The organism is Parasedimentitalea huanghaiensis (assembly GCF_009753675.1).
In the GTDB taxonomy this organism is placed as follows: Bacteria; Pseudomonadota; Alphaproteobacteria; order Rhodobacterales; family Rhodobacteraceae; genus Parasedimentitalea; species Parasedimentitalea huanghaiensis.
Genome location: NZ_WQLV01000020.1, coordinates 25,973 through 49,162, shown reverse-complemented (window position 1 = coordinate 49,162; position 23,190 = coordinate 25,973). Strand labels below are relative to the sequence as shown.

21 protein-coding genes are annotated in these 23,190 nt (G+C 55.5%); 6 read left to right on the top strand and 15 right to left on the bottom strand.

The features are described 5' to 3' along the window. The 4 genes from GO984_RS21620 (at nt 1) to GO984_RS21605 (ending at nt 2,742) form a co-directional block, all read left to right on the top strand. Nucleotides 1–798, top strand: a complete 798-nt coding sequence (locus GO984_RS21620; RefSeq protein ID WP_138162564.1) for a carbohydrate ABC transporter permease — start codon at nt 1–3, stop codon at nt 796–798. Next, nucleotides 798–1,076 (top strand): DUF2160 domain-containing protein, encoded by a 279-nt coding sequence (locus tag GO984_RS21615; protein WP_157024631.1) that lies wholly within the window; start codon nt 798–800, stop codon nt 1,074–1,076. The genes GO984_RS21620 and GO984_RS21615 overlap by 1 nt, the downstream gene beginning before the upstream one ends. A gap of 147 nt (nt 1,077–1,223) precedes the next feature. Further along, nucleotides 1,224–1,619 (top strand): BlaI/MecI/CopY family transcriptional regulator, encoded by a 396-nt coding sequence (locus tag GO984_RS21610; protein ID WP_138162566.1) that lies wholly within the window; start codon nt 1,224–1,226, stop codon nt 1,617–1,619. Next, nucleotides 1,609–2,742, top strand: a complete 1,134-nt coding sequence (locus tag GO984_RS21605; protein ID WP_157024630.1) for a M56 family metallopeptidase — start codon at nt 1,609–1,611, stop codon at nt 2,740–2,742. Before GO984_RS21610 ends, GO984_RS21605 begins: the two co-directional genes overlap by 11 nt. Before the next feature lie 7 nt (nt 2,743–2,749). On the opposite strand, the gene GO984_RS21600 is transcribed toward GO984_RS21605, so the two are convergent. The 8 genes from GO984_RS21600 to GO984_RS21565 all read right to left on the bottom strand — a co-directional run bounded on the left by GO984_RS21600 (nt 2,750) and on the right by GO984_RS21565 (nt 14,711). Beyond that, nucleotides 2,750–3,274: a DUF2478 domain-containing protein gene (locus GO984_RS21600; RefSeq protein WP_157024638.1), complete on the bottom strand. Its 525-nt coding sequence runs from the start codon at nt 3,272–3,274 to the stop codon at nt 2,750–2,752. A 13-nt stretch (nt 3,275–3,287) separates the two neighbouring features. Continuing rightward, nucleotides 3,288–4,565, bottom strand: a complete 1,278-nt coding sequence (locus GO984_RS21595) for a molybdopterin molybdotransferase MoeA (protein WP_157024629.1) — start codon at nt 4,563–4,565, stop codon at nt 3,288–3,290. Nucleotides 4,566–4,598: 33 nt separating this feature from the next. After that, nucleotides 4,599–6,695, bottom strand: coding sequence for a HEAT repeat domain-containing protein (locus GO984_RS21590; RefSeq protein WP_157024628.1), 2,097 nt, complete (start codon nt 6,693–6,695; stop codon nt 4,599–4,601). A 57-nt stretch (nt 6,696–6,752) separates the two neighbouring features. After that, a complete protein-coding gene (locus GO984_RS21585) occupies nt 6,753–9,428 on the bottom strand; it encodes an arsenate reductase (azurin) large subunit (protein ID WP_157024627.1) in 2,676 nt (891 codons plus the stop codon). A 12-nt stretch (nt 9,429–9,440) separates the two neighbouring features. Then, the gene (locus GO984_RS21580) at nt 9,441–10,028 is read right to left on the bottom strand and encodes an arsenate reductase (azurin) small subunit (RefSeq protein ID WP_138162570.1); all 588 of its coding nucleotides are present in this window, start codon (nt 10,026–10,028) and stop codon (nt 9,441–9,443) included. Nucleotides 10,029–10,042: 14 nt separating this feature from the next. Next, on the bottom strand, nt 10,043–11,164 hold the full coding sequence (locus GO984_RS21575) for a cytochrome-c peroxidase (RefSeq protein ID WP_157024626.1): 1,122 nt from the start codon (nt 11,162–11,164) through the stop codon (nt 10,043–10,045). Nucleotides 11,165–11,176: 12 nt separating this feature from the next. Next, the gene (locus tag GO984_RS21570) at nt 11,177–12,253 is read right to left on the bottom strand and encodes a cytochrome-c peroxidase (protein ID WP_209279457.1); all 1,077 of its coding nucleotides are present in this window, start codon (nt 12,251–12,253) and stop codon (nt 11,177–11,179) included. A 244-nt stretch (nt 12,254–12,497) separates the two neighbouring features. Continuing rightward, nucleotides 12,498–14,711, bottom strand: a complete 2,214-nt coding sequence (locus GO984_RS21565; protein ID WP_157024624.1) for a hybrid sensor histidine kinase/response regulator — start codon at nt 14,709–14,711, stop codon at nt 12,498–12,500. 71 nt (nt 14,712–14,782) lie between these two features. On the opposite strand from GO984_RS21565, the gene GO984_RS21560 reads away from it, so the two are divergent. Then, entirely contained in the window at nt 14,783–15,511 is a 729-nt protein-coding gene (locus tag GO984_RS21560) for a response regulator (protein WP_157024623.1), read from the top strand. 31 nt (nt 15,512–15,542) lie between these two features. Here GO984_RS21560 and GO984_RS21555 read toward each other — a convergent pair whose 3' ends face one another. From GO984_RS21555 to GO984_RS21530, 6 genes are read right to left on the bottom strand one after another with little or no spacing between them, the layout of a single operon-like run. Beyond that, complete coding sequence (locus tag GO984_RS21555; protein ID WP_157024622.1) at nt 15,543–16,394, bottom strand: alpha/beta fold hydrolase; 852 nt, start codon at nt 16,392–16,394, stop codon at nt 15,543–15,545. Then, nucleotides 16,391–17,464, bottom strand: a complete 1,074-nt coding sequence (locus GO984_RS21550) for a branched-chain amino acid ABC transporter permease (protein ID WP_157024621.1) — start codon at nt 17,462–17,464, stop codon at nt 16,391–16,393. Before GO984_RS21550 ends, GO984_RS21555 begins: the two co-directional genes overlap by 4 nt. Before the next feature lie 7 nt (nt 17,465–17,471). Continuing rightward, the gene (locus GO984_RS21545; RefSeq protein ID WP_157024620.1) at nt 17,472–18,464 is read right to left on the bottom strand and encodes a branched-chain amino acid ABC transporter permease; all 993 of its coding nucleotides are present in this window, start codon (nt 18,462–18,464) and stop codon (nt 17,472–17,474) included. A gap of 9 nt (nt 18,465–18,473) precedes the next feature. After that, complete coding sequence (locus tag GO984_RS21540) at nt 18,474–19,178, bottom strand: ATP-binding cassette domain-containing protein (RefSeq protein ID WP_167740464.1); 705 nt, start codon at nt 19,176–19,178, stop codon at nt 18,474–18,476. Then, nucleotides 19,175–19,942 (bottom strand): ABC transporter ATP-binding protein, encoded by a 768-nt coding sequence (locus tag GO984_RS21535; RefSeq protein ID WP_157024619.1) that lies wholly within the window; start codon nt 19,940–19,942, stop codon nt 19,175–19,177. The genes GO984_RS21540 and GO984_RS21535 overlap by 4 nt, the downstream gene beginning before the upstream one ends. A gap of 60 nt (nt 19,943–20,002) precedes the next feature. Beyond that, entirely contained in the window at nt 20,003–21,199 is a 1,197-nt protein-coding gene (locus tag GO984_RS21530; RefSeq protein WP_157024618.1) for a substrate-binding domain-containing protein, read from the bottom strand. Between the two features lie 119 nt (nt 21,200–21,318). Between GO984_RS21530 and GO984_RS21525 the strand changes: the two genes are divergently transcribed. Then, on the top strand, nt 21,319–21,924 hold the full coding sequence (locus GO984_RS21525) for a LuxR C-terminal-related transcriptional regulator (RefSeq protein WP_342448121.1): 606 nt from the start codon (nt 21,319–21,321) through the stop codon (nt 21,922–21,924). 11 nt (nt 21,925–21,935) lie between these two features. Here GO984_RS21525 and GO984_RS21520 read toward each other — a convergent pair whose 3' ends face one another. Then, nucleotides 21,936–23,180 (bottom strand): lytic murein transglycosylase, encoded by a 1,245-nt coding sequence (locus tag GO984_RS21520; protein WP_157024616.1) that lies wholly within the window; start codon nt 23,178–23,180, stop codon nt 21,936–21,938. Nucleotides 23,181–23,190 lie beyond the last annotated feature (10 nt).

The window sequence follows — 23,190 nt, the reverse complement described above, 5'->3', positions numbered from 1 at the left end:
ATGAAAAAACGATCCATCGTCCCAATCATTTACATCTTGTTCCTGCTGCTGCCGATCTACTGGCTGGTCGCGATGAGCTTTAAGACCACAAACGAGATCCTGGGTGGGTTCTCTCTGTTCCCACAGACTTTCACGCTGGAAAACTACAAGGTGATTTTCACCGATCCGACCTGGTATTGGGGCTATATCAATTCGATCTCTTATGTGACCCTGAACACGGTCATTTCGATCACCGTGGCGCTGCCAGCTGCCTATGCGTTCAGCCGCTACCGCTTCTTAGGCGACAAGCAGCTGTTCTTCTGGCTGCTGACCAACCGCATGGCGCCGGCGGCGGTGTTCGCCCTGCCCTTCTTCCAGCTCTACTCGGCGTTTGAAATGTTCGACACCTATCTGGCGGTTGCACTGGCCCACTGCCTGTTCAACATCCCACTGTCAGTCTGGATCCTCGAAGGGTTTATGGGCGGCGTCCCAAAAGAGCTGGACGAAACGGCCTATGTGGACGGCTATTCCTTTCCACGCTTCTTTGCCACCATCTTCATCCCCTCGATCAAGGCCGGCGTCGGCGTTGCCGCCTTTTTCTGCTTCATGTTCTCCTGGGTGGAATTGCTACTGGCCAAGACGTTGACCGCAGTCGCAGCCAAGCCCATCGCGGCCATTATGACCAAGACCGCGTCAAGTGCGGGCTATGAGCTGGGCCTGCTGGCGGCGGCGGGTACACTGACAATCATTCCGGGCGCGATCGTGATCTACTTTGTCCGTAACTATATCGCGAAGGGTTTCGCGATGGGGAGAGTATAATGCTTTCATGGATGGCCTGGACCTGGCCCACAGCACTGGTCTTTATCGGTATATTCTCTGCGATCGGCGTGCTGATCCTTCTTGAAATCCGCAATCCCGGCGGCGACGAACGCAAAGGTGTGCTGGGGCTCACCACCACCCGCGGCGACCGGCTATTCATCAGTCTGCTCGGCACCAGCTATATATTCCTGGCCTGGCTGGGACTGTTCGGAATGCCATTGTGGGGACCCTTGGTTCTGTCCATTGGGTGGGGGGTCTTCTGCTTTCGCAAGGTATAACCCAACCTGTACGCAACGCTGGATCAGAGGGCAAAACTGCCCTCTGATCCAGCTCAACAAACTATCCTCTAATAATTTAGTTTTCAAACACCCCTCCCCTGCCTAAGATGGCGAAACCACAAAAAAACGGACCGGACACCAGACCCAATGCGAAAAAAGCAGGACAATTCGCTACTGACCGAGGTTGAACTCGAATTCATGACCGTGGTCTGGGCAACAGGTGGTGGTACTGTGCGTGACATCTTGGCTGAACTGAACAAAGTCCAGGAGCGCGCCTATACCTCTGTGGCGACAGTGCTCAAAATCATGGAGCAAAAAGGGTTTCTGGCCAGTGAACGCCTTGACCGCTCGCTGATCTACCGAGCTGCGGTCCCCAAGGCAGACTATCAAAAAACAACACTCAAAAACCTTTCGAGCAAACTCTTCAATGACACCCCTGCTGCGCTGGTGGCGCGTCTGGTCGACGATGAAGAGGTGACCGACGATATGCTCGTGGAGATGCGGGCGCTCTTGAATGAAAGGTTGGGGGACAATGCTAGCTGAGGCTCTTTTAAACGCCTATATCGACCTGAATTTACTTCTGCTTGGCGGTGCAGCGATCTGGCTTGGATTGCGGCGATTGCTGATGCGCAGAGGGCTGGGCAATGCGTTTCTTCCTCAGTTAAAACTGCTCAATCGCCTGACGGTGTTGCTAATCGCCTCCCCTTTGCTGGCATTGGCTTTCACCACTTGGGTTGTACCGCATCCGCCAAATATTTCCGATCTGTTGGTATCGCAATATTTGCAGGGCCATGTCAGCATGAGCGCCAGCCATTTTGAAGCCATCCTGGGCCTGCGTGAAGATCTGGTGCGTAACCTGCTCACCCAGCAGCTCCCTTGGAGCCAAGCACTGGCCCTGGTCTTTTTCTTTGGTGCCGGGCTTTGTACTTTGCATGTCATTACCTCCGTTTGGCGTCTGCAGCGCAGCCTGCGTAGGGCTTTCTTATGGAAACAGATCGGGCGGGTTCAGCTTTGCTTCAGTGACACCGCCTCGGTGGCCTATTCCACACGCGGGGTGTTCAATCTGTATGTGGTCTTGCCTTCCTCTCTATTGAACGACAGCCGCGACTTGCGGCTGACCGTGGCCCACGAACTCCAACATTTCCGCCAACGCGACATTGAATGTGAGTTTCTACTGGAAACCCTGCGGCCCATCCTGTTTTGGAACCCCGCCTTTTACCTGTGGCGCAGTGAAGTGCGTACCCTGCGTGAACACGCCTGTGACCAAGCGCTGATGGCGCGGCCTCATTTTGACGCCCGCGCTTACTGTGAATGTCTGATCCGCGCCTGTGCAATGGCCGCCCAAGATCGCGTCTTTTTCACACGGCAAAGCCCAGCCGTAGCACTCGTGGATCGTCGTGAAACCCGCCGCAGCGCCACTCTGGAGCAGCGCATTTTGGCGGTGACGGCAAAGCAGTTTCAAGGTGAACACAGCAACAGCTGGGCGATGCTTTCAGTGCTTCTGGTCGGTGCTGTGCTGGCGACAACCCTGCTAATGCAGCGCCCCCGTGACTGGAGCCATGACCGTTTGATGTTGTCGACCATCGTTAACCTTGAACGCATGAACAGTCGCAGTTCTAATGGCATTAGCGCCTTTCAGGGTGGGTTTGTGGTAACCCTCGATTGATCAGCTCTTAGCTGGCCAATTCGACTTCATTGAGACCCGGCGTCCACACCCACGACAGCAACTGACTGGCCACAGGTGGTAAGGCCACGGCAGCGCCGCCCGTAAACTCTTCGAACGCTGCCCTGTTCATCGCGTTGGTCCCCACCAGCACAGGAATACCCAAGGCCAGTGCCTCGGCAATCAAATCGCGAAACCCGCGCCCTTCAGCTTCATGTTTGCCAAATTTATTGACGATCAGAACCTCAGCGCCGTTGTCCAGCCCGGTGCTTGCCATAGCGATGGCGGTTTCCAGTGCGCTTGGGTCCAGACGACACCCGCGCGCCTCTTTGCCCAGCGACTGCGAAATGCGGATTATCGGACCATCCGGTAGTACCTGCACATCCATGTCGCAGCGGTGGCTGTCGGCGCGGTCTGTGTTGATCTGCACAGTGCCACAGGTTTTGATCCCCTGCGCCTGCAGGTCTTTCGCCACCTCAGCCAGCAGTAAATCAGTGTCACCGCGCCCCGAGGCCATAGTATAGGCGATCTTCATCATCAGGTTTTCCTTAGTACTTGAAGGGCATAAATTCGACCAACCCGCCCTCTGGGATGGTGTCAGTGTCAGCAGGAATAAAAACCAGCCCATCTGCCCCAGTTAGGCGCGACACACGGGCCGATTGGGTATCCGCCGGACAACTCACCACTTCACGTCCCAAACCGTCAAAGCCAGATAGGGTGGCTAATCGCAACTCGCAACGCCCGGTTCGGTGGTTAAGTGGAGCAGCGGTTACCACATGGCGTCGTTTCGATTGTCCTGTCGTGCGCTTGCTCAATCCGTTCATCAACCGGCTGCCAAACAGCGTCCAGGTCACAAATGCCGAGACCGGATTGCCCGGCAACCCCAACCAATAGGCGGACCCGATTTTGCCAAAAGACACGGGCTTACCGGGTTTGACCGCTACGCCGGAAAACGCCATCTTGCCACTCAGCTGTTCAATTGCTGGCTTCACGAAATCTGCAGCGCCAACAGAGATGCCACCGGTCGTGACAATCATATCCACCTGGTGTGCCAGCGTGGCCAGTGTATCGCGCAGCGCAAATAAGCTATCCCCAGCTTGAACAACCTGCATAACCTCCCCGCCAGAAGAACGGATGGCGGCGGTCAACATCGGCGCGTTTACATCCCAGATTGCGGATACGTCCAGATCAGTACCCGGTGCGCGCACCTCGTCTCCGGTCGTCAGGATCGCCACCCGTGGTCGCCGCTGGACCACAACGGTACTGCACCCAGCAGCCGCCAACACCGCAATTTCAGCTGCGCCCAACCTTTGACCGGATGTTATGATTTGTTGGCCCGGCGCCATATCTTCACCGGCATACCGAATGTTGGCCTTGGGTTTAGGACGGTTGGTGAGGGTGATGTGATCCCCAATGCGGGTCACATGTTCCTGCATCACCACCGCATCTACGCCCAGCGGCAGTGGCGCACCGGTGAACAGCTGAACTGCCTCTCCCGGTATCACAGACGTCACCATCGGACTGCCAGCCCGGACACAGGTTGTAACCTTAAGCCGCCAAGGTGCTGGCCCGCTAAAATCAGTCGATCTCACTGCGTAGCCATCCATCGCTGAATTGTCGAAGGGGGGTGTCAGCGTCTGTGCCGTAACAGCCTGCGCAAGAATGCGCCCCTGCGCCTGATCCAGAGCAACACAATCCATATCTGGAAGAGGCGCAACCCAGTCCGAAATCAGGTCAAGAGCTTCGGCGATAGAAGTCAGACCCTGCGGTAAATCAAGTGCATCACAGCCGCATCCAGCGGTCTCTAAGGGTTGCATGACGGTCATTGGCTTTGATGTTCCTTTGCTGTCGGGTTGATGTCAGCTGGCCGCTAAAGCGTCCAATATGATGAAACTGGCACGACCCTCTTTGCCAGTATTTAACCGGCGCACTGCTTCAGCCTGCATGTCGTCAGACTGTTTCACTGCCCATGCAAGGGTATCTACGCGCCCAGCAGCAAAGACCTGAGCAATGGCCTGTGCCGACAGTTTTTTATCGCCACTGTCCAAGGCTGCGGACAAGGCTGCGTGGCGCACGGAGACCGCCGTATCTGATATGAATGGGAGCAAGCGTTCATCGCTGAGCTGTGCCACCGCATCCGCCCGCACCAAAGCATCTTGATCGTCCAGCGCCTGAAGCAAGTACCTATCCAACTGATCGGTCAAAATCAGTACCTTCAAGGCCTCGCGACGCACCTCGGGCGAAGCATCACACAATGCCATCGGAGCAGCCTGCGCCGCCTCGAAACAACTTGGGAAGCTCGTGGCCAATGCCCGCCACGAGGCTATGCGAATACGATCTGATGATGCAGTGATCTGTGTCGCCACCGCCGCGGCAACCCGCACAGATCCCAACGTTCGCGCGGCCTCGATTGCAGCGCAGCTCAGGTCTTCACCAACAGCATCTGGTCCTTCAATTGCGACTCTATTTTTCTTTCCCTTAGGCTTGGATTTTGCGGCCTGCGCCTCTGCCTCGGGGGTAACAAGTTGTAATGCGGCCAGAGTTGATCCGGTAGCAGGAACATCACTCTCAGAAGGATCCTCTTGCAGGATCTCACCCTCTTCGCTGATACGAAGGTTTGAGGGTGCGTCCTCTTTAGGCATGCCAACATCCGGTGCCGCCCCGAGATTCAGAACCTGCACTTTGTCCTCTTCATCCAATTGGGTGCCACCGATTGCGTGCAGCAGAATGTCCAGAGCGGTGCGGTCACCGGCTTGTGCCAGCGCTTTGATCTCGTGCAGAGCCACCAGCCGCACCTGCTGACTGCGATCTGCAAGCAATGCGCCCAAAATCTCGGACATTGCTGGACCACCTATGCCGCCAAGACCACGAATAGCCGCCAATCGAGCTTCGATCGGACGGTCCGCATCACTCGCCAGCGCATTTAACGGGCCCGCCGCGCGCTGGGGAGCGACTTTGGGGAGCAAGGTTGCCGCCGCTGGGGTCAAAATCGCACCACCATTCAGCAGCCAAGCCAGAATATTATCCACCAGCATATCGTGCAGGTAGTCGGGCAGTGGCAATTCCAACTGTTCCAACGCCGTCGCCTGTACCTTCTCGGACGGGTCCGCCAGAGCAGCGATCACCCATTCAGGGCGAGATTTGGAAAATTTGACCAGCCCTGCAAGACGCAAATCTTGTGAAGCATCTTGCAGCGTTAGTTGTTCGGCCTTTGGATCGTCTGCAGTTAACAGCGACAAGCCCAACAACCGCAGTGCCACATCGTCGGCTCCGGTCAATCGATCAAGATAGGGGCGCAACAGATCCGGGTCCACATCAGCCAATGCGTCCGCCGCACGTTTTCGCGCCAAACCTTTGCCAGCCTCAACCGTGGCCAGCAGCCAGACCAGACCTTGTTGCCCCAGCTGCGCCAATGCCCGGAACACCGGGATGTCCAGCGTCTGGCCCATTTCGTCATTCAACGCCGCCAGCAAATCATCAATGCTATCGCTTGCCCCCAATGAACCCAGAGCGTTGATCGCAGCGATCTGGATATCCATCCAGTCGTCCCAATCAGCGATCTCATCCTCCCAGACCACACTGTCTTCACATTTACTAAGCGCCAGCGCCCGCAATTGCGGGACACATTTGGTGTCCTTCAGTGCCACCAAAATCTGGATCGCAACCAGCTTGACCTCGCGCACGGGATCAGCTTGCAGCGACTCCAGGATCATGTCGACATCTTCGGCCTGTGCCAACGGGGCCAGCGCCTCGATAGCGTCACTGCGAATGTCCGGATCCCCATCGCGGATCAGTTCCAAAAGCACTTCGCGGCTGCGTGGGTCATCTTGACCATTGCGCCCCAAAGCCCGCACTGCGGCACATCGGATCACCTCATTTTCGCTGTGAACATGAGGCAGGATTGCGGACGTGATTTCTGTGGTTCGGATCGGATCGGCCAGCATGGGGTGCCTCATATCTTTCGTCAGGAATTAGGGATCTCCGGCGACGGGGTGTCGCCGGAGATCAGCTATTTAGGCGATGTCGCGCCGGGCAAAAGACATGGATCGGAACTGGTGCTTGTAGGGGCTTTCACCCATTTTACGCACTTTGCCGACACCCATCTTGAAGTTGTAGTTGCCGCTGATCCAATCCACGACCCGCCCCGACAGCGCGTTGGCTGGCTGAGAGGTGTGCAGGAAGTCCATATAGCCAAGGTTTTCCTTAACCGCAGGGGTGACAATCGCCACCGCAGTGATCGAGGCATTTGTCAGCTCGATATGACCATTCTTAAGCAGGGAGGCAAAATCGAAATCATCCCCTTCGACCCCCACGATGGTATCAGTCTGCACTGGGATCCGGTCTGAGTAGACCTGCACATAGTCGCCATTTTCAATGCCTCGTGCTTCGGCCACTTTTGGGTGGATCTCGATCCAGTTTTCAGGCCAACGCTGTACAATGTACGGACGCCGACGGTCATCATATCCAGACTGCCAACGCTCGTTGATACGGCCAGAAGAAATCCAGATTTCACCTTCACGCGGTTTCAGCCATTCCCAATAAGACGAGAATAGATCCCATGGAGCTTTCTGGATGTTGCACTTGCCGGTCTGGCTGTTGAAGTGGGTCAACTTCTTGTTGAAGACATTGCTGCCCACCGGTCCCTCGGCCGGAAGCTCACGGTTCACATCGTGCAGACGTTTGGTGCCTTCCAGAGTGCCATCGGCCCGCATGAGCACTGGCCCCTGAATACCATTGGTTCCAAATTCGCCCAGCTTCTGATGCAGAGTTTTGCCTTCACGATGAGCCGCAACTTTGACCATGTTAAAGTCTTTGCGCGATCCACGGCTGTGGCGGGCCCCTTCTTCCAGAACGTCATTGGAGTTTTTCCAGTCGAAACCTTCAAAGCCCATTTTCTGCGACAGTTGCGCAATGATCCACCAGTCTGGCTTGGCCTCACCCGGTGCATCGTAGAATTTGGGATACAGACGGATCCGGCGTTCACCATTGGCACGGGTAAAGTCCTCTTCACCCCAACCAGAGGCCGGGAAGACAATATCCGCATACCGGGCACCAATTGGATCAACCAGATAGATATCCTGGTTCACCACCACGGTGCCGCCACTGTCGGCGCGCTTGATCAGCGTGTCGATGATGTCCTGCTTGTCAAAGCTGGTCACCTGATGCGGATTACGAACTGTCAGCTCTTCGAACTTGGCTTGCAGCGACTGGGTTCCGCACATCGCCTGCACCCAGGTGGTGCCGATGACATGGGCAAACCGGGTGTGACCCGACATGAAATACCGGTCGGTGTCCATCGCGCGACGGCGACGACCCGGCAATTTTTCGGGCGACTTGTTGCGGGGATAGCCACCGCCACGCAGACCACCACGCTGGTGACCACCTGCCCGGCCGATCACCTGACCCGGACGACCGCCACAGCCACAGGCAATGCCCAGCGCAGAAATCGCTTGGGTGTTGCCGGTGTTGTTAGACCAATAGAATCCCTTTTCGATCATGATCGAAGTCTTTGGACGGGAACCATCAGCTTTGGGTTTGGCCATCCATTCGGCGGCAGTATAGATTTTCTGCACGTCGATCTGGGCAATCTCAGCAGCTTTTTCAGGCACTGAATAGTCCTGTGCCAGCAGCCATTCTTTCCAGTCGTCAAAGCCCTTGGTCTGGAACTTGCCCCAAGTTGTGCGCCACTGCCACGGGGTATTCCGTGTTCCCTGGCCAAACCCCGAGGAGCTTTCCCATTTGTTGTTGACCCAGTTCTTGATCCACTCGTCATCCTGCCAGCCGTTTTCGACGATGACACGAGCAATCGCCAGAACCACCGGCAAATCGGTACCGGGCTGAATGTCCAACAACATACCGCCGTGCTTTTCAGCAAAAGCAACACCACCAGTGCTGCGTGGCAGCATAAAGATGGCCTTTTGACCGTTCTGAATGGCCGGCATGATGTAGTCGGTATACAGGATAGTTTTCGACTCGTAGGGGTCGGTGCCACACATCAGCAGAGTGTCGGCCTCGGCCCAGTCATCGTAGCTGGGGCCAAAGTTATCAAACCCAGCATCCCGGAAACCAGGGGTCGAAGACACATCCGACGGGGTATCGTGGAAGGTGAAGTTTGCGGTCCGGATATTGCCCAGCGCATATTTGGTGATCGCGTAGGTGTTCTCCATGAACCCATACGAGAAGGTTTTGACGCCGTAAGCATTGGTACCGTGTTTCTTTTGAACATCCAACCCAACAGCAGCCGCGATATCCAGCGCAAAATCCCAGGTTACCGGCATCAGGACGCCAAACATCCGAACCATTGGTGACTTTAACCGGTCACGGGTTGGGGTCTGCGGATTATAGACTTTTTTCGCCAGCGCACCGCCACGGATGGACGAGTTACCGCTGTAATTGACGAACTCGGTGTCTTTATCCGGGATAATCACGACGTGGTGCGGCTCGCCGTTGTGCAACACAATGTTGTGCTGGTTCGGGGCGACCCAAGGACCCAGAGGGGCCACCGGGAAATCCTCGCCAAAGGCGTTCTGGTCTGCCAGCGGGCCACCCATGTGGCCGCCACGAACGGGCCAGCGATAGACTTTGTAGCCACAAGCAACCACGCAATAATCACACGCAGTCGAAATGACTTCGGCGTCTGGCGGCGGCAGTGGGATGGATTCTTCTGGTACATAATATGGTGTGGACATTGGTGTACCTCCTTACGCCTGAAGATTGTCAAAGCGGCCATAGATCAGGCCAAACATGCCGACGGCGTAAATGTCGTCGCCATCCACTTCCAAAAGCACCTGCGGCAGCGATTGATAGGCTTGGCCGGAGATAAAGATCCCGTGCCGTGTCAGATCAAAGGTTGTCAGGTGAAGTGGGCATGGCCCCAGCGCCTTGTCGGCCGCTTTATAGGTGCCCTGCAGGGGCCCACCCTGGTGGGTGCAAGTATAGTTGAAGGCCACGACATCTTTGTCCGAACCGATACCGCCTCCGGCTTCTTTGCCCAGTTTGACAAGGATGGACTCTGCGTATTGCCCTTCGTCCGGGTATTCAAAGTCGAAAGGTTCATCGGTCTTCAACTCGCTCAGCTTTGCGATGAACTTGCGGGGGTAAGTCGAGATCACCGCCGGGGTCTGGGCCTCTGGGGCTCCAGGAATACCAACCATAACCATAGAGGTTGCAATGCCACCGGACAGCAGGACCTGACGCCGGTTCATCAGACATTTACGGGTGCCTGCCTTGGCAGCTTCACCGTTTTCACCGTTGATTGCGGCAGCGATTTTGGGATCGAGTACAGTCATTCTCAGATCTCCTTTCAGTTCGAGGCCGCAGGAAGCGGCTGCATCTCAGGGATTTCGGGCTCTGGCGGCAGAAGTTCTTCGCCCGACAGGCTCTCGAGGAAGGCTACGAGGTCGTCCATTTCACCGTTTGACAGGCCCAAGGGCTGGATCAGTTCGGATTTGTTTTTGGAAAACTCGTTCTCGCCACCACCATCGTTGTAGAACTCCACAACATCGCGCAGCGTCTCCAGCATCCCATTGTGCATGTAGGGATAGGTGTATTGCGTGTAACGCAGCGACGGCACACGGAACTTACCCTTGTCGGTGCTTTGCTTGGTACGGAAATACAGACCCGGATCATCCTTGGTGGTCCGGTACATGTCTTCAGTCGAGCCTTTGGCATAGAGCTCAAAGCGGTAAGTGATCTGCGCGATTGGATCGTCTTCCCAACCGTCGAATGGCGGCACGCCAAGGTTATAATAGGCCTCGTTGGTCAGCATTGGACCGCTGTGACACGAGACACAATTTCCTTTACCGGTGAAGACATCCAAACCGCGCAACTGCTGCTCGGTCAGCGCCGTATCGTCACCGCGCATATAGTTGTCGAACGGTGTGTCGGTCTGCACGATAGTCCGCTGATAAGCGGCAATCGCATCATAGGCGTGACGGATGTTGGGCCAATCATCACCAAACACCTCGGCAAAGGCTTCGCGATATTCTGGCACAAAGGCCAAGCGGGCCTCCATCATGTCGTCTTCGCCGTTGCCAGCAACGCCACCACGGGCAGCCGAGCGGGCCTGATGTTCCAGCGAGCCGGAGGCTCCGGCCCAAAACAGTTTGCCATAATAGGCCGAGTTGACGATGGTCTGGCTGTTACGCCAGTGTGTGGTGCCCGGATATCCAAAGCTGATTTTGTCCTGAATGGCCCAACCTGCGTCTGGCAGGTGGCATGCCGAACAGGGCATCGAATAATTACCCGACAGGATCGGGTCAAAGAACAGCTTTTCGCCCAGCGCGATCTTTTCCGGGGTCATGGGGTTATCTGCTGGGATTGGTGGTGGACCCAGTGCTTCGAGTTCTGCGGGGCGGTCACTTGCCAGCGCAGTGGACGCGCTCAGCACGGCAAGGCCTGCAATAAGTGGGGTAATGCGTTTCATATCCTTGCCTCCTTAGTTGTTAACGTTGCGCCAGTCACGGATCAGCTGGTACCCATAGTCGTCGGCTGACCAGACATAGGCATCGACATCAAAGCTCTCGCCGCTCAGCGATTGGAGGAAGGCAAGCAGATCCGCCTTTTCGCTGGGCTTCAGCCCCAGCGGTTTCAGGATTGGGTCCTTGTTGACGTCATCGCCGCCACCGGCGTCGTAGAAATCCACCACCTCTTCCAATGTCGTGATCATGCCGTTGTGCATGTAGGGCGCGGTATAGGTCAGCTCGCGCAGGCTCGGTGTCAGGAAGGTCCGTTTGGTGCTTTCTTCGTGGGTCCGAACATAGGCACCCAGATCTTCGCGGATGTTCATGTAGTTTTCGACACCCATGAACTTGGCATAAGAGACAAAAACCGAATGCCGTGCTGGGTCATTCCAGATGTCAGGATTGTTAGGCACACCAGTGTTATGTGGCTGATCGTCTGTGAACCGCTCGCCCGCGTGGCAGGTTGAACATTGACCTTTGCCCTCAAAGATACCCTGCCCCCTTTGTGCGGCAGCGGACATCTCGCCGGTATCCACGGGTGCGTTACGCGACACGATGGTTTTCAGAAATGCCTGCAGAGCATTCCGCGCCCCACCGTTGGAGGGTTCTCCGTAACCGGCTGCCTCGAACATTTCGACATAGACTACATCTTGCTTCAACCGCTCCTGCATGATGCGCATATCCATGTTCATCATGTGGGTTTCAGTGATCATCTCACGGGCAACATCGTTCAGGTTGGTGCCCAGCTTTCCGTCATGCAGCCAAGCCGCGCGATAGCCGGTGTTGGCCAGAGTAGGCGCATTCCTGAAATGGGCACCACCGGTATAGGCCTGTGATAGGGCCTCGCCATCGGTAAAGGCCTTATCGGCCTGGTGACAGCTGGAACAGGACAGGCTGGTATCGCCAGACAGGCGGGTATCATAGAACAGCCGTTTGCCCAGCTCCGCCTGCGCCGGGTTCACATCCAGTGGATCTAGGGGGGTTACGGCCTCTTGTGCCGTTGCGGCGCTACCCATGACAAGCGCGCCTGCAAGAAGGGATCGTAGGAACATCGGCATCTCCTCTCCTGTTGTATCGCTAGCAAAGGTCTGCGGTCCCTCTGCCGGCATCTGCAGTTGGTCAACAGGGATAGAGAAACGCCTCAGCCCTGCCGTTGAGACAGATCAATGCACTAGAGAAACGTCAGGATCAGGAGTGGCTATTGGGCTGCTCGCGCAAAGGATAGCGAGCGAGAAACCACCATTTGTTGTGGTCTGTGTTACGAGATGTTCGGAGTTGTGACGAAATGTGACGAGGCTATTTTGTTTGCCGGTTTTCAAGTTGTTGGCGCAAGCCGTTGGCCAGATCTACCGGGTCAACAGGTTTATCCAACACGACCGGCTGCTCACCGGGCACCACAATCGAGTCTGGCTTGTATCCCGAACAAAACAGCACAGGTATTTCGGGGCGTAGCTCACGGATGGCGGTGATCAACCCTTCGCCACTTAACTCGGGCATCATTAGATCGGATAAGATAATGTCAAAGCGGTCCGGCTGTTTTCGAAACCTTTCCAAAGCTACCACAGACGACGTAAAGGCCTCGACCCGGTAGCCCAGCCGCAACAACAACCGGCGGAATGTACCTGAGATTTCAATATCATCGTCCACCAGCATAATCGTTTCGGTACCGCGTGGCATGTCCTGCCTTTGCCGCCCCTCGCTCAGGGCCTGCTCAGAGCTGGCAGGCAGGTAGATCGAAAAACAGGTTCCTTCGCCAAGCGCACTGTCGACCGTGATCAGCCCGCCCATTTCCTCGACCAGTCCATAGACAACCGCCAGCCCAAGGCCTGCGCCCTTGCCCATTGGTTTGGTGGTGAAAAAGGGTTCGAACAGTCGGGTCCGGGTGTCTTCGCTCATCCCCGGACCATTGTCTCGAACAGTCAACAAGACCCAACCGTCGGCGCGTTGTATCAAACCTTGGGGCGGCTTGACCGGGGCAAAGCCCACCGAAATCAGACCTTCATCAGAGCCAATCGCCTCACCTGCATTTTTGCACAGGTTCATGACGATCTGGTGCAGGTGGGTTGGGTCGCCCAGTACCACCATTGGCCCGGAACTGTCACAGTTGGACTGCACCGTTGGCGGCATCGAGGCCCGCAGCAATCGCGTTACCTCATCAGTGATTTCGCTAAGATCCACCGGCTGTGGTTGGCCAGGTTCGCGACGGGCAAAACTCAGCAACTCACGCACCAAATCCTGCGCACGGTGCGCTGCGATGTCAATTTGCTCGATTTCACCCGCCAAATCGCTCCCCTCGTCGGCATCAAGCGAGGCAAGGTGTGAAGCGCCGATGATTGTGGTCAGGATGTTGTTGAAATCATGTGCGATACCGCCGGATAGTTGCCCCACTGCCTCGAGTTTTTGAGCCCGCACCACCTGATCGCGGGCATGACGTTTTTCGGTAATGTCTTCGCCCACTGCTATAAAATTCTGGATGCTGCCATTATCGGCAATCAAAGGCAGGATGGTGGTTTCAACCCAGTACTCTGAACCATCTTTCTTGCGGTTTAGAAACACCCCGGTCCAGCTTTGACCATCCATCAGCTTCTGGCGCAAAAGAGTGTAGGTTTCATTTGAAGTTCGCCCCGACTGCAAAAACGATGGGGTCTCTCCGATCACCTCATCTCTGCTCCACCCAGACAAGGCCTCGAACTTCTTGTTCACGTATTGAATGCGGGCATCGGTTCCAGTGATGGCGATTGTCGCCGGGCTTTGTTCGACCGCAGCAGCAAGCCGGGCCTCGGACCGTTGCAACCTGCGCCGCTTGGTCAGTTCCAGAGCCAATTCGGACACGGCCCCGCGCAAGTGTTGCACCAGGAAATAGATCATCCCGGCAATGATAAGCGCGGCAAGGCTGAGCGCGGCAACAGACATGAACCCGATCAGGATCAGCTGCTGCCCCTGATCAACCGCCGATACGATGCGGCGGCTTGAGACGGCTTGGATGTCATTCCAAATCTGTTCCAGCGTGAGCAAGGCACCAATAGCAGCGGTGTCATCGACACGCACCAATCCGTCAATATGTTCTACGCTTGCGCCCTCGGCTATGGCGGTTTCAACCATATCCAATCGGGACTGATACAACCGGATGGTCCCCAACACAGTCGCCAGTGCTGCACGTTCCTGATTGCTGAGCTCTAGTTGTTTAAACTCTTCCACCACCGCAATCGTTTGAGAGATCTGTACCCGTGTTTCTGTCAGGTAAGCCGGATCACGGCGCAGGACGTAGTTTTTGAAATTGTGAATGATCCCACCAAAGCCGAGATGTTCACGAAGAGAACTTATGAGGATACCTTTATGTTCAGCCCCACCGGAATAAGCCTCCCAACTGGAATCAATTTCGCGGAACTGCTGGCGGGTTTTGACACCCAGCACCACACCCAAAGAAACGGTAACCACCAGCAGGATCAGGGCTGCAGCAGCAATCAGGCGCGGCCACAACAGCCGCTCGGAAAAGGTCGAAGTGTCCATGTTGTAGTCATGATCCTCATTGTCAGCGGGCACAAGTCCCGCTATCAAACAGTGCAGATTTGGAGGCGAACGTGACAGAACATGTTCTGGTCGTAGATGACGATAGTCAGCTGACCGCGTTCTTGGAACGCTTTTTCAAGAAGCACGGGTATCGTGCGTCCACCGCCAGCACCGCCGAGCGCGTTTTTCGTGAATTCCAAAAACATACATTTGATTTGATTGTTTTGGACCTTAACCTGCCCGATGATGACGGGCTGGAAGTCGCGCGCAAGATCCGCAAAACCTCGGACGTTCCCATTATTATGCTGACTGGTCGGGATGATGTCTTTGACAAGATCATCGGGCTGGAAATTGGCGCTGATGACTATATGACCAAACCCTATGAACCGCGGGAGTTACTGGCGCGTGTCCGTTCGGTTCTACGTCGTAAGGTCGACCCAACCACAGAAACTGACACCAGCGAAGCAGCAGTCCGTTGGTTACGGTTTGATGACATTGAACTGGACACCCTGAAGTCCACAGCACGGCGGATGTCAGATAGCACAGATCTGGGCCTGACCAGCACCGAGTTTGCCCTGGCCAAAGCCTTGGCTGAAGCCGCCGGAGATGTCCTGACACGAGATCGGATCATGGATTTGGTCTATGGCAACGCGGTGACTGCGACAGACCGGGCTATTGATGCTCACATTGCACGCCTTCGACGCAAGTTGTTAGCACAGAACAACGAGACCAGTGTTATTCTGACGGTTCACGGGGCTGGCTATAAGCTGGCCGAAGCCGTCGTCAAAATTGCACCATAGTTGCTTTGGTGCGTTTCTTCGCCCAATCAGATTAATCCAACTGCAAGTCTTTCAACAGGCCTCTGACAAGTTGAATGTCGGCCTTTCGTGACAATGTAGGCGCATGGCCACAACCTGCGAACTCCGTTGCGCCGGGTTTGGGGCCTTCTTGCTGCATTCTGGCAAGAATGTCTGGGGTCAGCAGGTCCGAGTTCTCGCCTCGAATAACATGGCATGGCAGTTTGATTTTCTTGTAGTTGTCCCAAGTGGACAGGTCGTCCAAATACGCAGCAAACTGCTGGATAATTTCAGGGTCATAGTGCAGCGTAAACCTGCCCTGACCAGTACGTCGCACAGACGACCGGGTCATCCGCCGCCAGAATGCATCATCTGCAGGCCCAAACGGTGCGTAGGTATTACGCAGCCATGCCTCCGCCTCAGAAAGTTGATCGAACTCAGGCAAATCAGCGGCATAGCGAATAATCCGGTCAACGGCCGCTTGGGGAACTTCAGGACCGATGTCATTGATGACAAGGCAAGACAATCGGTCTGCAGAGGCCCCCGCAGCCAGATGCATTCCAATCAAACCGCCCATTGATGTCCCAACCCATGCGGCACGGTCCATTTGATAGTGGTCCAATAAAGCCACCGCATGATCTGCATAGGTATTTATGCGATAGGCCGTTTCAGACTTCGGCGCCCAGCTGGACAACCCACGGCCAATCGTATCCGGGCAAATTACAAAATACTCATCAGACAGGGCTGCGGCCAGCTCGTCAAAATCGCGCCCCGTCCGTGCCAGGCCATGCCACATCACCAAAGGTGAGTTTTCAGGATCGCCCCATTCGGTAACATGCAGTTCATGGTTCGCAGTTTTGACCAGGGAAAATAGTGGGGCCGTCATTTGGCAATCCCTTTCTGCATGATCGTTCCGGCAATTCCACGTGGAAAGAAGTAAACCAACAGAATGAAAATAATCCCCAGCCAGAGCAGCCAGCGATCTGGGTTCAGCAGCTCCGGTAGGATGGGAAGGTTAGATGTGGCTTCAGCCGCCGCGCCCATCAGGTCACGCAGATAGTACTGAGCAAGCACCATCAAAACCGCCCCAATCACCGCCCCCCACATGGTGCCCATGCCACCAATCACCACCATCAGCAGGATATCGATCATGATCGAAAAGCTGAGCATGGTATCCGGCCCGGTATATTTCAGCCAAATGGCGTAGATTGTGCCCGCCAGCGACGCCGCAAGAGCTGCGATGCAGAACACAAAGGTCCGGTATGATACGACCCGATACCCGATGGCTTCGGCGCGCGCTTCATTTTCCCGGATCGCTTTGAGCACAGTCCCCAGTGGCGATCCAACCAGTCGGAACATCAGTACAAACAACGCCAAAGACGTTGCGAAGACAAAGTAATAGGCCGCCAGCTTGCCGTTCAGTTTGACCCCAAACAACCGCAACACCTTGCCATCCTCATCCACTGCCAGCTTGGTGGCGGTCTTGAACAGCTGTGGGGCGCGATAGGTAATGCCATCTTCCCCGCCCGTGAAGTCAGAGAGCTGCGAGGCCAGGACCAACACTACCGAGGCAACAGCCAGCGTGATCATCGCGAAAAAGATTGCTTTGACCCGCAAGGATAACAAACCGATAGCGACAGCTACGATGAGCGAGACCAGCATTCCAGCCAGACCACCAACCATCACCGCATCCCAGCCCGGTCCCATCTGTTTCAACGCAATTGCAGCGCCATAAGCCCCAAAGCCAAAGAACATCGTATGAGCAAATGACACGATGCCGGTATAGCCGATCAACAGATCATAGCTGGCAACCAGCACCACAAACACGCAGATCCGCGCTGCAACTTCTAGCGAGCGCACGTCCTGAAACAGGAACGGAGCAAACAACAATGCAGCGCCAATGGTCAGTACAGTGATCTTCACAATCAGGGCACCGGTGGAGTTTTGTTCAGTCATAGCACTCTCACTTCACAGCAGGGCGCAGACCACTGGGGCGCCACATAAGAATTGCCATCATCAGGATCATGTTCGAGGCCAGCGCCATTTTGGGCATCAGAAACCCGACATAGTTTCCCACCAGCCCAACCATGATGGCGCCCAGCAAAGTGCCTTCGATTGACCCTAGCCCGCCGATGATCACCACGATGAACACCACGATCATCATCTCGGCCCCAAGGGACGGCGAGATCAGTGTTTCGTAGCCAGCCCACATGGCGCCACCGAGAGTTGCCAATGCCGATCCCAGCATAAAAACGCCAATGAACAGTCGGTCGATGCGAAAGCCCAATGCTTCAACCATCTCGCGATTTTCGACTCCAGCGCGGATCAACAGCCCTATGCGGGTGCGGTTCAGGGTGAGGTAAAGCGCGACATAAACTGCCAGTCCCAACAGGAAGGCAAAGATCCGGTAAATCTCAATCGACACGTCACCAAGGATGATTGCGCTTTCAAGGAATTGAGGACGAGGTACGGCCATTGGAGTGCCGCCCCAGACCGCAAGGATCAACTGCTCAGCCACGATTAGCGCACCCATGGTAATCAGGATTTGCCGTAAGTGATCCTTGTAAACCGGGCGGATGATGACTGTTTCAAAAAACCACCCCCCGGCCAGCCCGACGATCAGTGCGGCAGTGAGAGCCAAAAACAGCGCCATAACATTCAGGAATATACTATCGGCGCCCAGCCAACCGGCCAGCCATGTCAAAACGCTGGCAGCAACAAAAGCACCAAGACTAACAAAAGCCGAATGACCAAAGTTCAGCACATCCATCAGGCCAAACACCAGCGACAAGCCAGAGGCCATCAAGAAGATCATCATCCCCATGGCCAATCCAGCAACGGTCAGCGTCACCCAGGATGATGGGACGCCAATCAAAACAAAAGCCACGGCTGCGACAGCTACCGGCAACAGGTTGACCCCGCCCATCCTGGCTAAAATCTGTGTCAGGTTTTTCATTTTAAGTCCTTATGCCGACAGGCTCAGCAGTTGATCCTGCAGCGCCTTGTCTGCTGCAAAATCAGCCATGGATCCGGTATGCGCGATACGTCCGTCATCGATGACGGCCATGTCCCGGCCCAGGGATTTGGCAAAGTGAAAGTTTTGCTCGACCAGCAGAATTGTTGTGGTTTCGGAGATCTCGCGAAAGGCATCCGCCATAGCGTCAATTATGGAAGGGGCCAGCCCCTTGGTTGGCTCGTCGATCAAAATCAGATCGCGGGGTTCAATGATGGCACGGGCCACGGCCAGCATCTGCTTTTGCCCACCGGACAAGGACCAGGCTTGTTTGCCCCAGAATGTTTTCAGGGCAGGGAAAAGGCCGTAAATGCGATTTAGCCGGGCTGTGTCGAATTTGCCGGTTTTGGTGGCCAGTATCAGATTTTCTTCGATCGTCAGGCCGCCAAAAACCCCCATGTTTTCCGGTACGTAGGCGATCCCTTTGCGGGCAACCTCGGCGGTGTGCAAGGCGGATATATCTTCGCCACGAAACGTGACTGAACCGGGGGATGGCCTCCACAGCCCCATGATTGAGCGCAGCGTGGTGGTCTTGCCTGCGCCGTTGCGCCCCAACAGCACAAACACGCCCCCTTCGGGTACGGTTAAGGTGACATCATGCAAAACAGCATATTGTTCGATATTGGTTTGCATCGCGTTCAAAGTCAGAAGGGTCACGCTGCGGCCTCCCCTGATTTGCCCAAATAGACATCACGAACAATCTGGCTGCTCATGACCTCATCCGGTGCACCGTCGGCCAGCAGCTCGCCATTGTGAAGCACGATAATTCGATCTGCCAAGGCACGCACAACGTCCATTTTGTGTTCAACCAGCAGAACGGTTTTGCTCTTGTCGTGCTTGATCTCGGCAATCAGTTCCAGCACATCAGGCGTGTGATCCAGTGACATGCCCGCAGTGGGTTCATCAAACATATAGATGTCCGGCTCCATCGCCATCAGCAAGGCGACCTCCAGCTTTCGTTGATCACCGTGCGGCAGTGCTGAAGCCGGTAATAAGGCGACGTCGGTTAGCTTGGTGGCTTCGAGGTAGCGTTCAGCCTTGGCCGCCAGCTCTTTGTAACTGGAGACAGGTTTGAACAGTCGCCACCCATCCCCCGAATGCGCCTGCACCGCCAATCGGATGTTTTCCAGCACACTAAGCTGAGGAAAAAGATTGGTCAGCTGAAAAGCCCGGCCTATGCCGTGACGGGCACGGGTCGAAGGCGACATCTTTGTTATCTCAACCCCATCTTTCACAACCTTCCCGCTGCTGGCTGCCAGCTGGCCTGAGATAAGGTTGAAAAAGGTGGTCTTGCCAGCGCCGTTTGGCCCGACAATGACGGTCAATTCACCGGGGCGAAATTCACAGTTCACCTGATTTACCGCTACGTGGCCGCCAAATCGGATGGTCAGGTCTTTTGTGACAAGCGAAGGCTGAGTCATGAAAATAGTCCAAGCAGGAAACGTCCCCGGCACATTTTAAGGGCCGGGGAAAATGGTGGATTAATTGGTGCGACCCAATGGGATTTTCAATTCGTCTGCGCTGATTTCGCGGACGAGATCAGGGATTGCCCAGTCTACCTCGTCATCCACGCGGATTTTGAAGTGGTACATGTCCTGCAGGGCCTGGTGATCTTCGGGACGGAAGGTCATCGTTCCCTTGGGCGTTTCCCAAGACATACCTTCCATCGCCGCAATCAGGCTTTCGGTGTCGATGCTTTCAGCTGTTTCCAACCCTTTCACGATAGCCAAAGCCGCTGTCATACCGCCCGCAGTGAAGAAATCGGGGGGGCTGTCAAAACGGGCTTGGTGCTCTTTGACCAACCAATCATTGATCTCGTTGCGGGGAATTTCATAGTAGTAATAAATCGCGCCTTCCATACCAGGCACCCGCTTGTAGGTCGGTAGGACCGGCAGGATGTGACCACCAGTGGAAATGCTGATGTCATAGCGCGCAGGCTCCATTGCCTGAATTTTGCCCATCGGATCACCACCACCGGCAACATAAATCAGAATGACTTTGCGGCCTGGCTTGTCCTTGAGCGCATTAAACATCCGCTCGGTTGCTGCGGTGAAGTCCGTGGTTTTCTGCGGCACATATTCTTCGGTGACAATTGTGGCACCAGAGCCATCAAGTGCTGCTTTGAATGCACTGATCCCGTCACGGCCAAAGGCGTAATCTTCTGCCAGAGTTGCAACAAACAGGTTCTCATCCGGCGCCAAGGCCAGCGCCTGTGCCTGCATGTCCATCGAGCTGTTGCGCGAGGTTTTAAACACATACCGGTTGCTGTCTTCGCCGGTCAGACTGTCTGCAACCGCGGGTTCAATGAGCAAGATACGCTCATATTCCTCAGCAATGGGCAACATGCCCTTGGTAACGCCAGAAGACGTGCCACCAACCGCAATCAGGACCTCATCATCACCGTAAGCCTCGGCCAACGCTGCGCGGGCCACGTCGGGTTTGAACTGCGTGTCCTTGATGATGATCTCTAGCGGACGACCGGCAACTTCCATCGTTCCACCGGTGGCGTATTCCAACCCCATTTGAAACCCGGTGTGTGTCTGCTTCGAGAACACCTCGTAGGTCGAGCCTGAGATGCCGTGTACGAGGGCAATTTTGATCGGGTCCTCTGCATAAGCCGCGCCGCTGATGGCAATAGCTGCAATGGTCGATCCGATCATTCGGAACACCGGTTTCATGATGGTTTCTCCCTAAATGAACAGGCTGTTAGGGCATTGCGCCTGTCAGTCCTGCCGTCATATTGTTCTCTAATATTGCTGACTGCATGGTTCAGTGTCTTGGGGGACAAATCAACATCGTGGAACTACGTATAGATGATTGCTTTGGCAGCGGAGACCTTGCCGAGCTGGCCTTTCAGTTTGCGCCAGTTGGTCTTGTTGTGACTGAAAACCGTACGATCCGAACTTATAACAACGCCTTCGCCGAGATGTTTGACTACGACACAGATGAACTGAAAAACAAATTATTTTCAGTCCTTTACCCAAGCGAAACCGAGTTCCTGAACATTCGCGACCGTGGTGTCGAGGAACTGCAGGCATCAAATACTTATTGGGATGAACGGGTCATGGCCCGAAAGGACGGCACCCTGTTCTGGTGTCGTGTTCGTGGTCACTCCTTTACCCCGGATGAACCTTTAATGCGTGCAGTCTGGAGCTTTGCCGACCTATCAGACGTCCGCCCCTATGTGGCGCTGACACGCCGTGAGCGGGAAATTGTTTCTTTTCTGATGGACGGCATGACCAGCAAGGAAATTGCCCGGAAACTCGAGCTGTCATATCGGACAGTTGAAGTCTACCGGGCCAACTTGCTGAAGAAGTTTGGTGTCGGCAATACCAGCGCCTTATTTCAGGCGCTGGGTGGGCTTAGCGGTAGTGACGTGGTCACGCGAAGTAACATCAAATAACGGCTTGTGATCTAGCCAAGCATTGCCAGCAGCTCGCGCGATGGTGCACCCGTTACCGGGAGGCCACGGCTGGTCTGATAGGACCGGATTGCAGCTTCGCTTTTAGGGCCAATAACCCCATCGGTGCCCCCAGTATCAAATCCTGCAGCGGTCAACTGTTTCTGCAATCGGCGGCGGTCGTCAATCGTCAACCCGTAGCGATCTGGAGGGAAACTGGCGGACAATGGTCCCGCCCCGGCAATACGATCCGACAAATAGCCAACGCCGATGCCGTAGTTCTCGGAATTGTTATAACGCAAAATGACATTGAAGTTGCGAAAGGCCAGAAATGCCGGGCCACTGGGGCCAGAGGGCAGCAACAAGGCCGCAGCACCATGATCTGGCACAGATCCACCGGTGACAGTTTTGATGCCCAGCGCTGACCATTCTGAAATGGCACGACGTTTGTCGCGCCCTGCTAGGGCGGTATTAAATCCTGATGGCAGGCGCACCTCCTGGCCCCAGGGCTTGCCACGTTGCCATCCTGACGCCTTCAGGTATGCAGCAGCCGATGCCAGCCCATCAGTAGGATCGTCAGACCAGATATCCCGGCGTCCGTCACCACGAAAATCAACAGCATAGGCCGCATAGGTTGTGGGGATGAACTGGGTATGCCCCATCGCGCCAGCCCAGCTGCCAACCAATCCAGACGCAGCAACATCACCCTTCTGCAAGATCCGCAGCGATTCAATCAGTTGCTTTTCAAAGAAGGCGCCGCGCCGACCGTCATAGGCTAAGGTTGACGTTGCTGAGATTACCGAAATGTCACCGCGACGGGTTCCGTAATTGCTTTCCATTCCCCAGATCGCAGCAATCACCGATGTTGGTACACCATAGCGCGTTTCGATCTCCCCCAGCAGCGCCGCGCGTTGGCGGTAATTTGACCGCCCTGCAGCCACCTTTTCCGGCGATGCGACAATGGCAAGATAATCCTCAAGCGTACGCGAGAATTCAGTCTGGTTGCGATCGCGCTTGACCACTCCGGGCAGAAATCCGGCATTGCGAAACGCTGCATTCAGGGTCGCCTGCGAAATGCCCTGTTGCATGGCCCGGTTGCGAAAGGAGGCAACCCATGTGTCATAGCCAGAATTTGGCTGTGGGCGTAGATCAGGATCGGTTGTGCGAGCGTTGCTTGGCCCGGTTACAGATCCTGCCGTGCACCCGGCCATTACTGCTGCCAGCCCTGTGGCGGCAACCCATCTCCGTGTGACGCGCATACCAAAATTC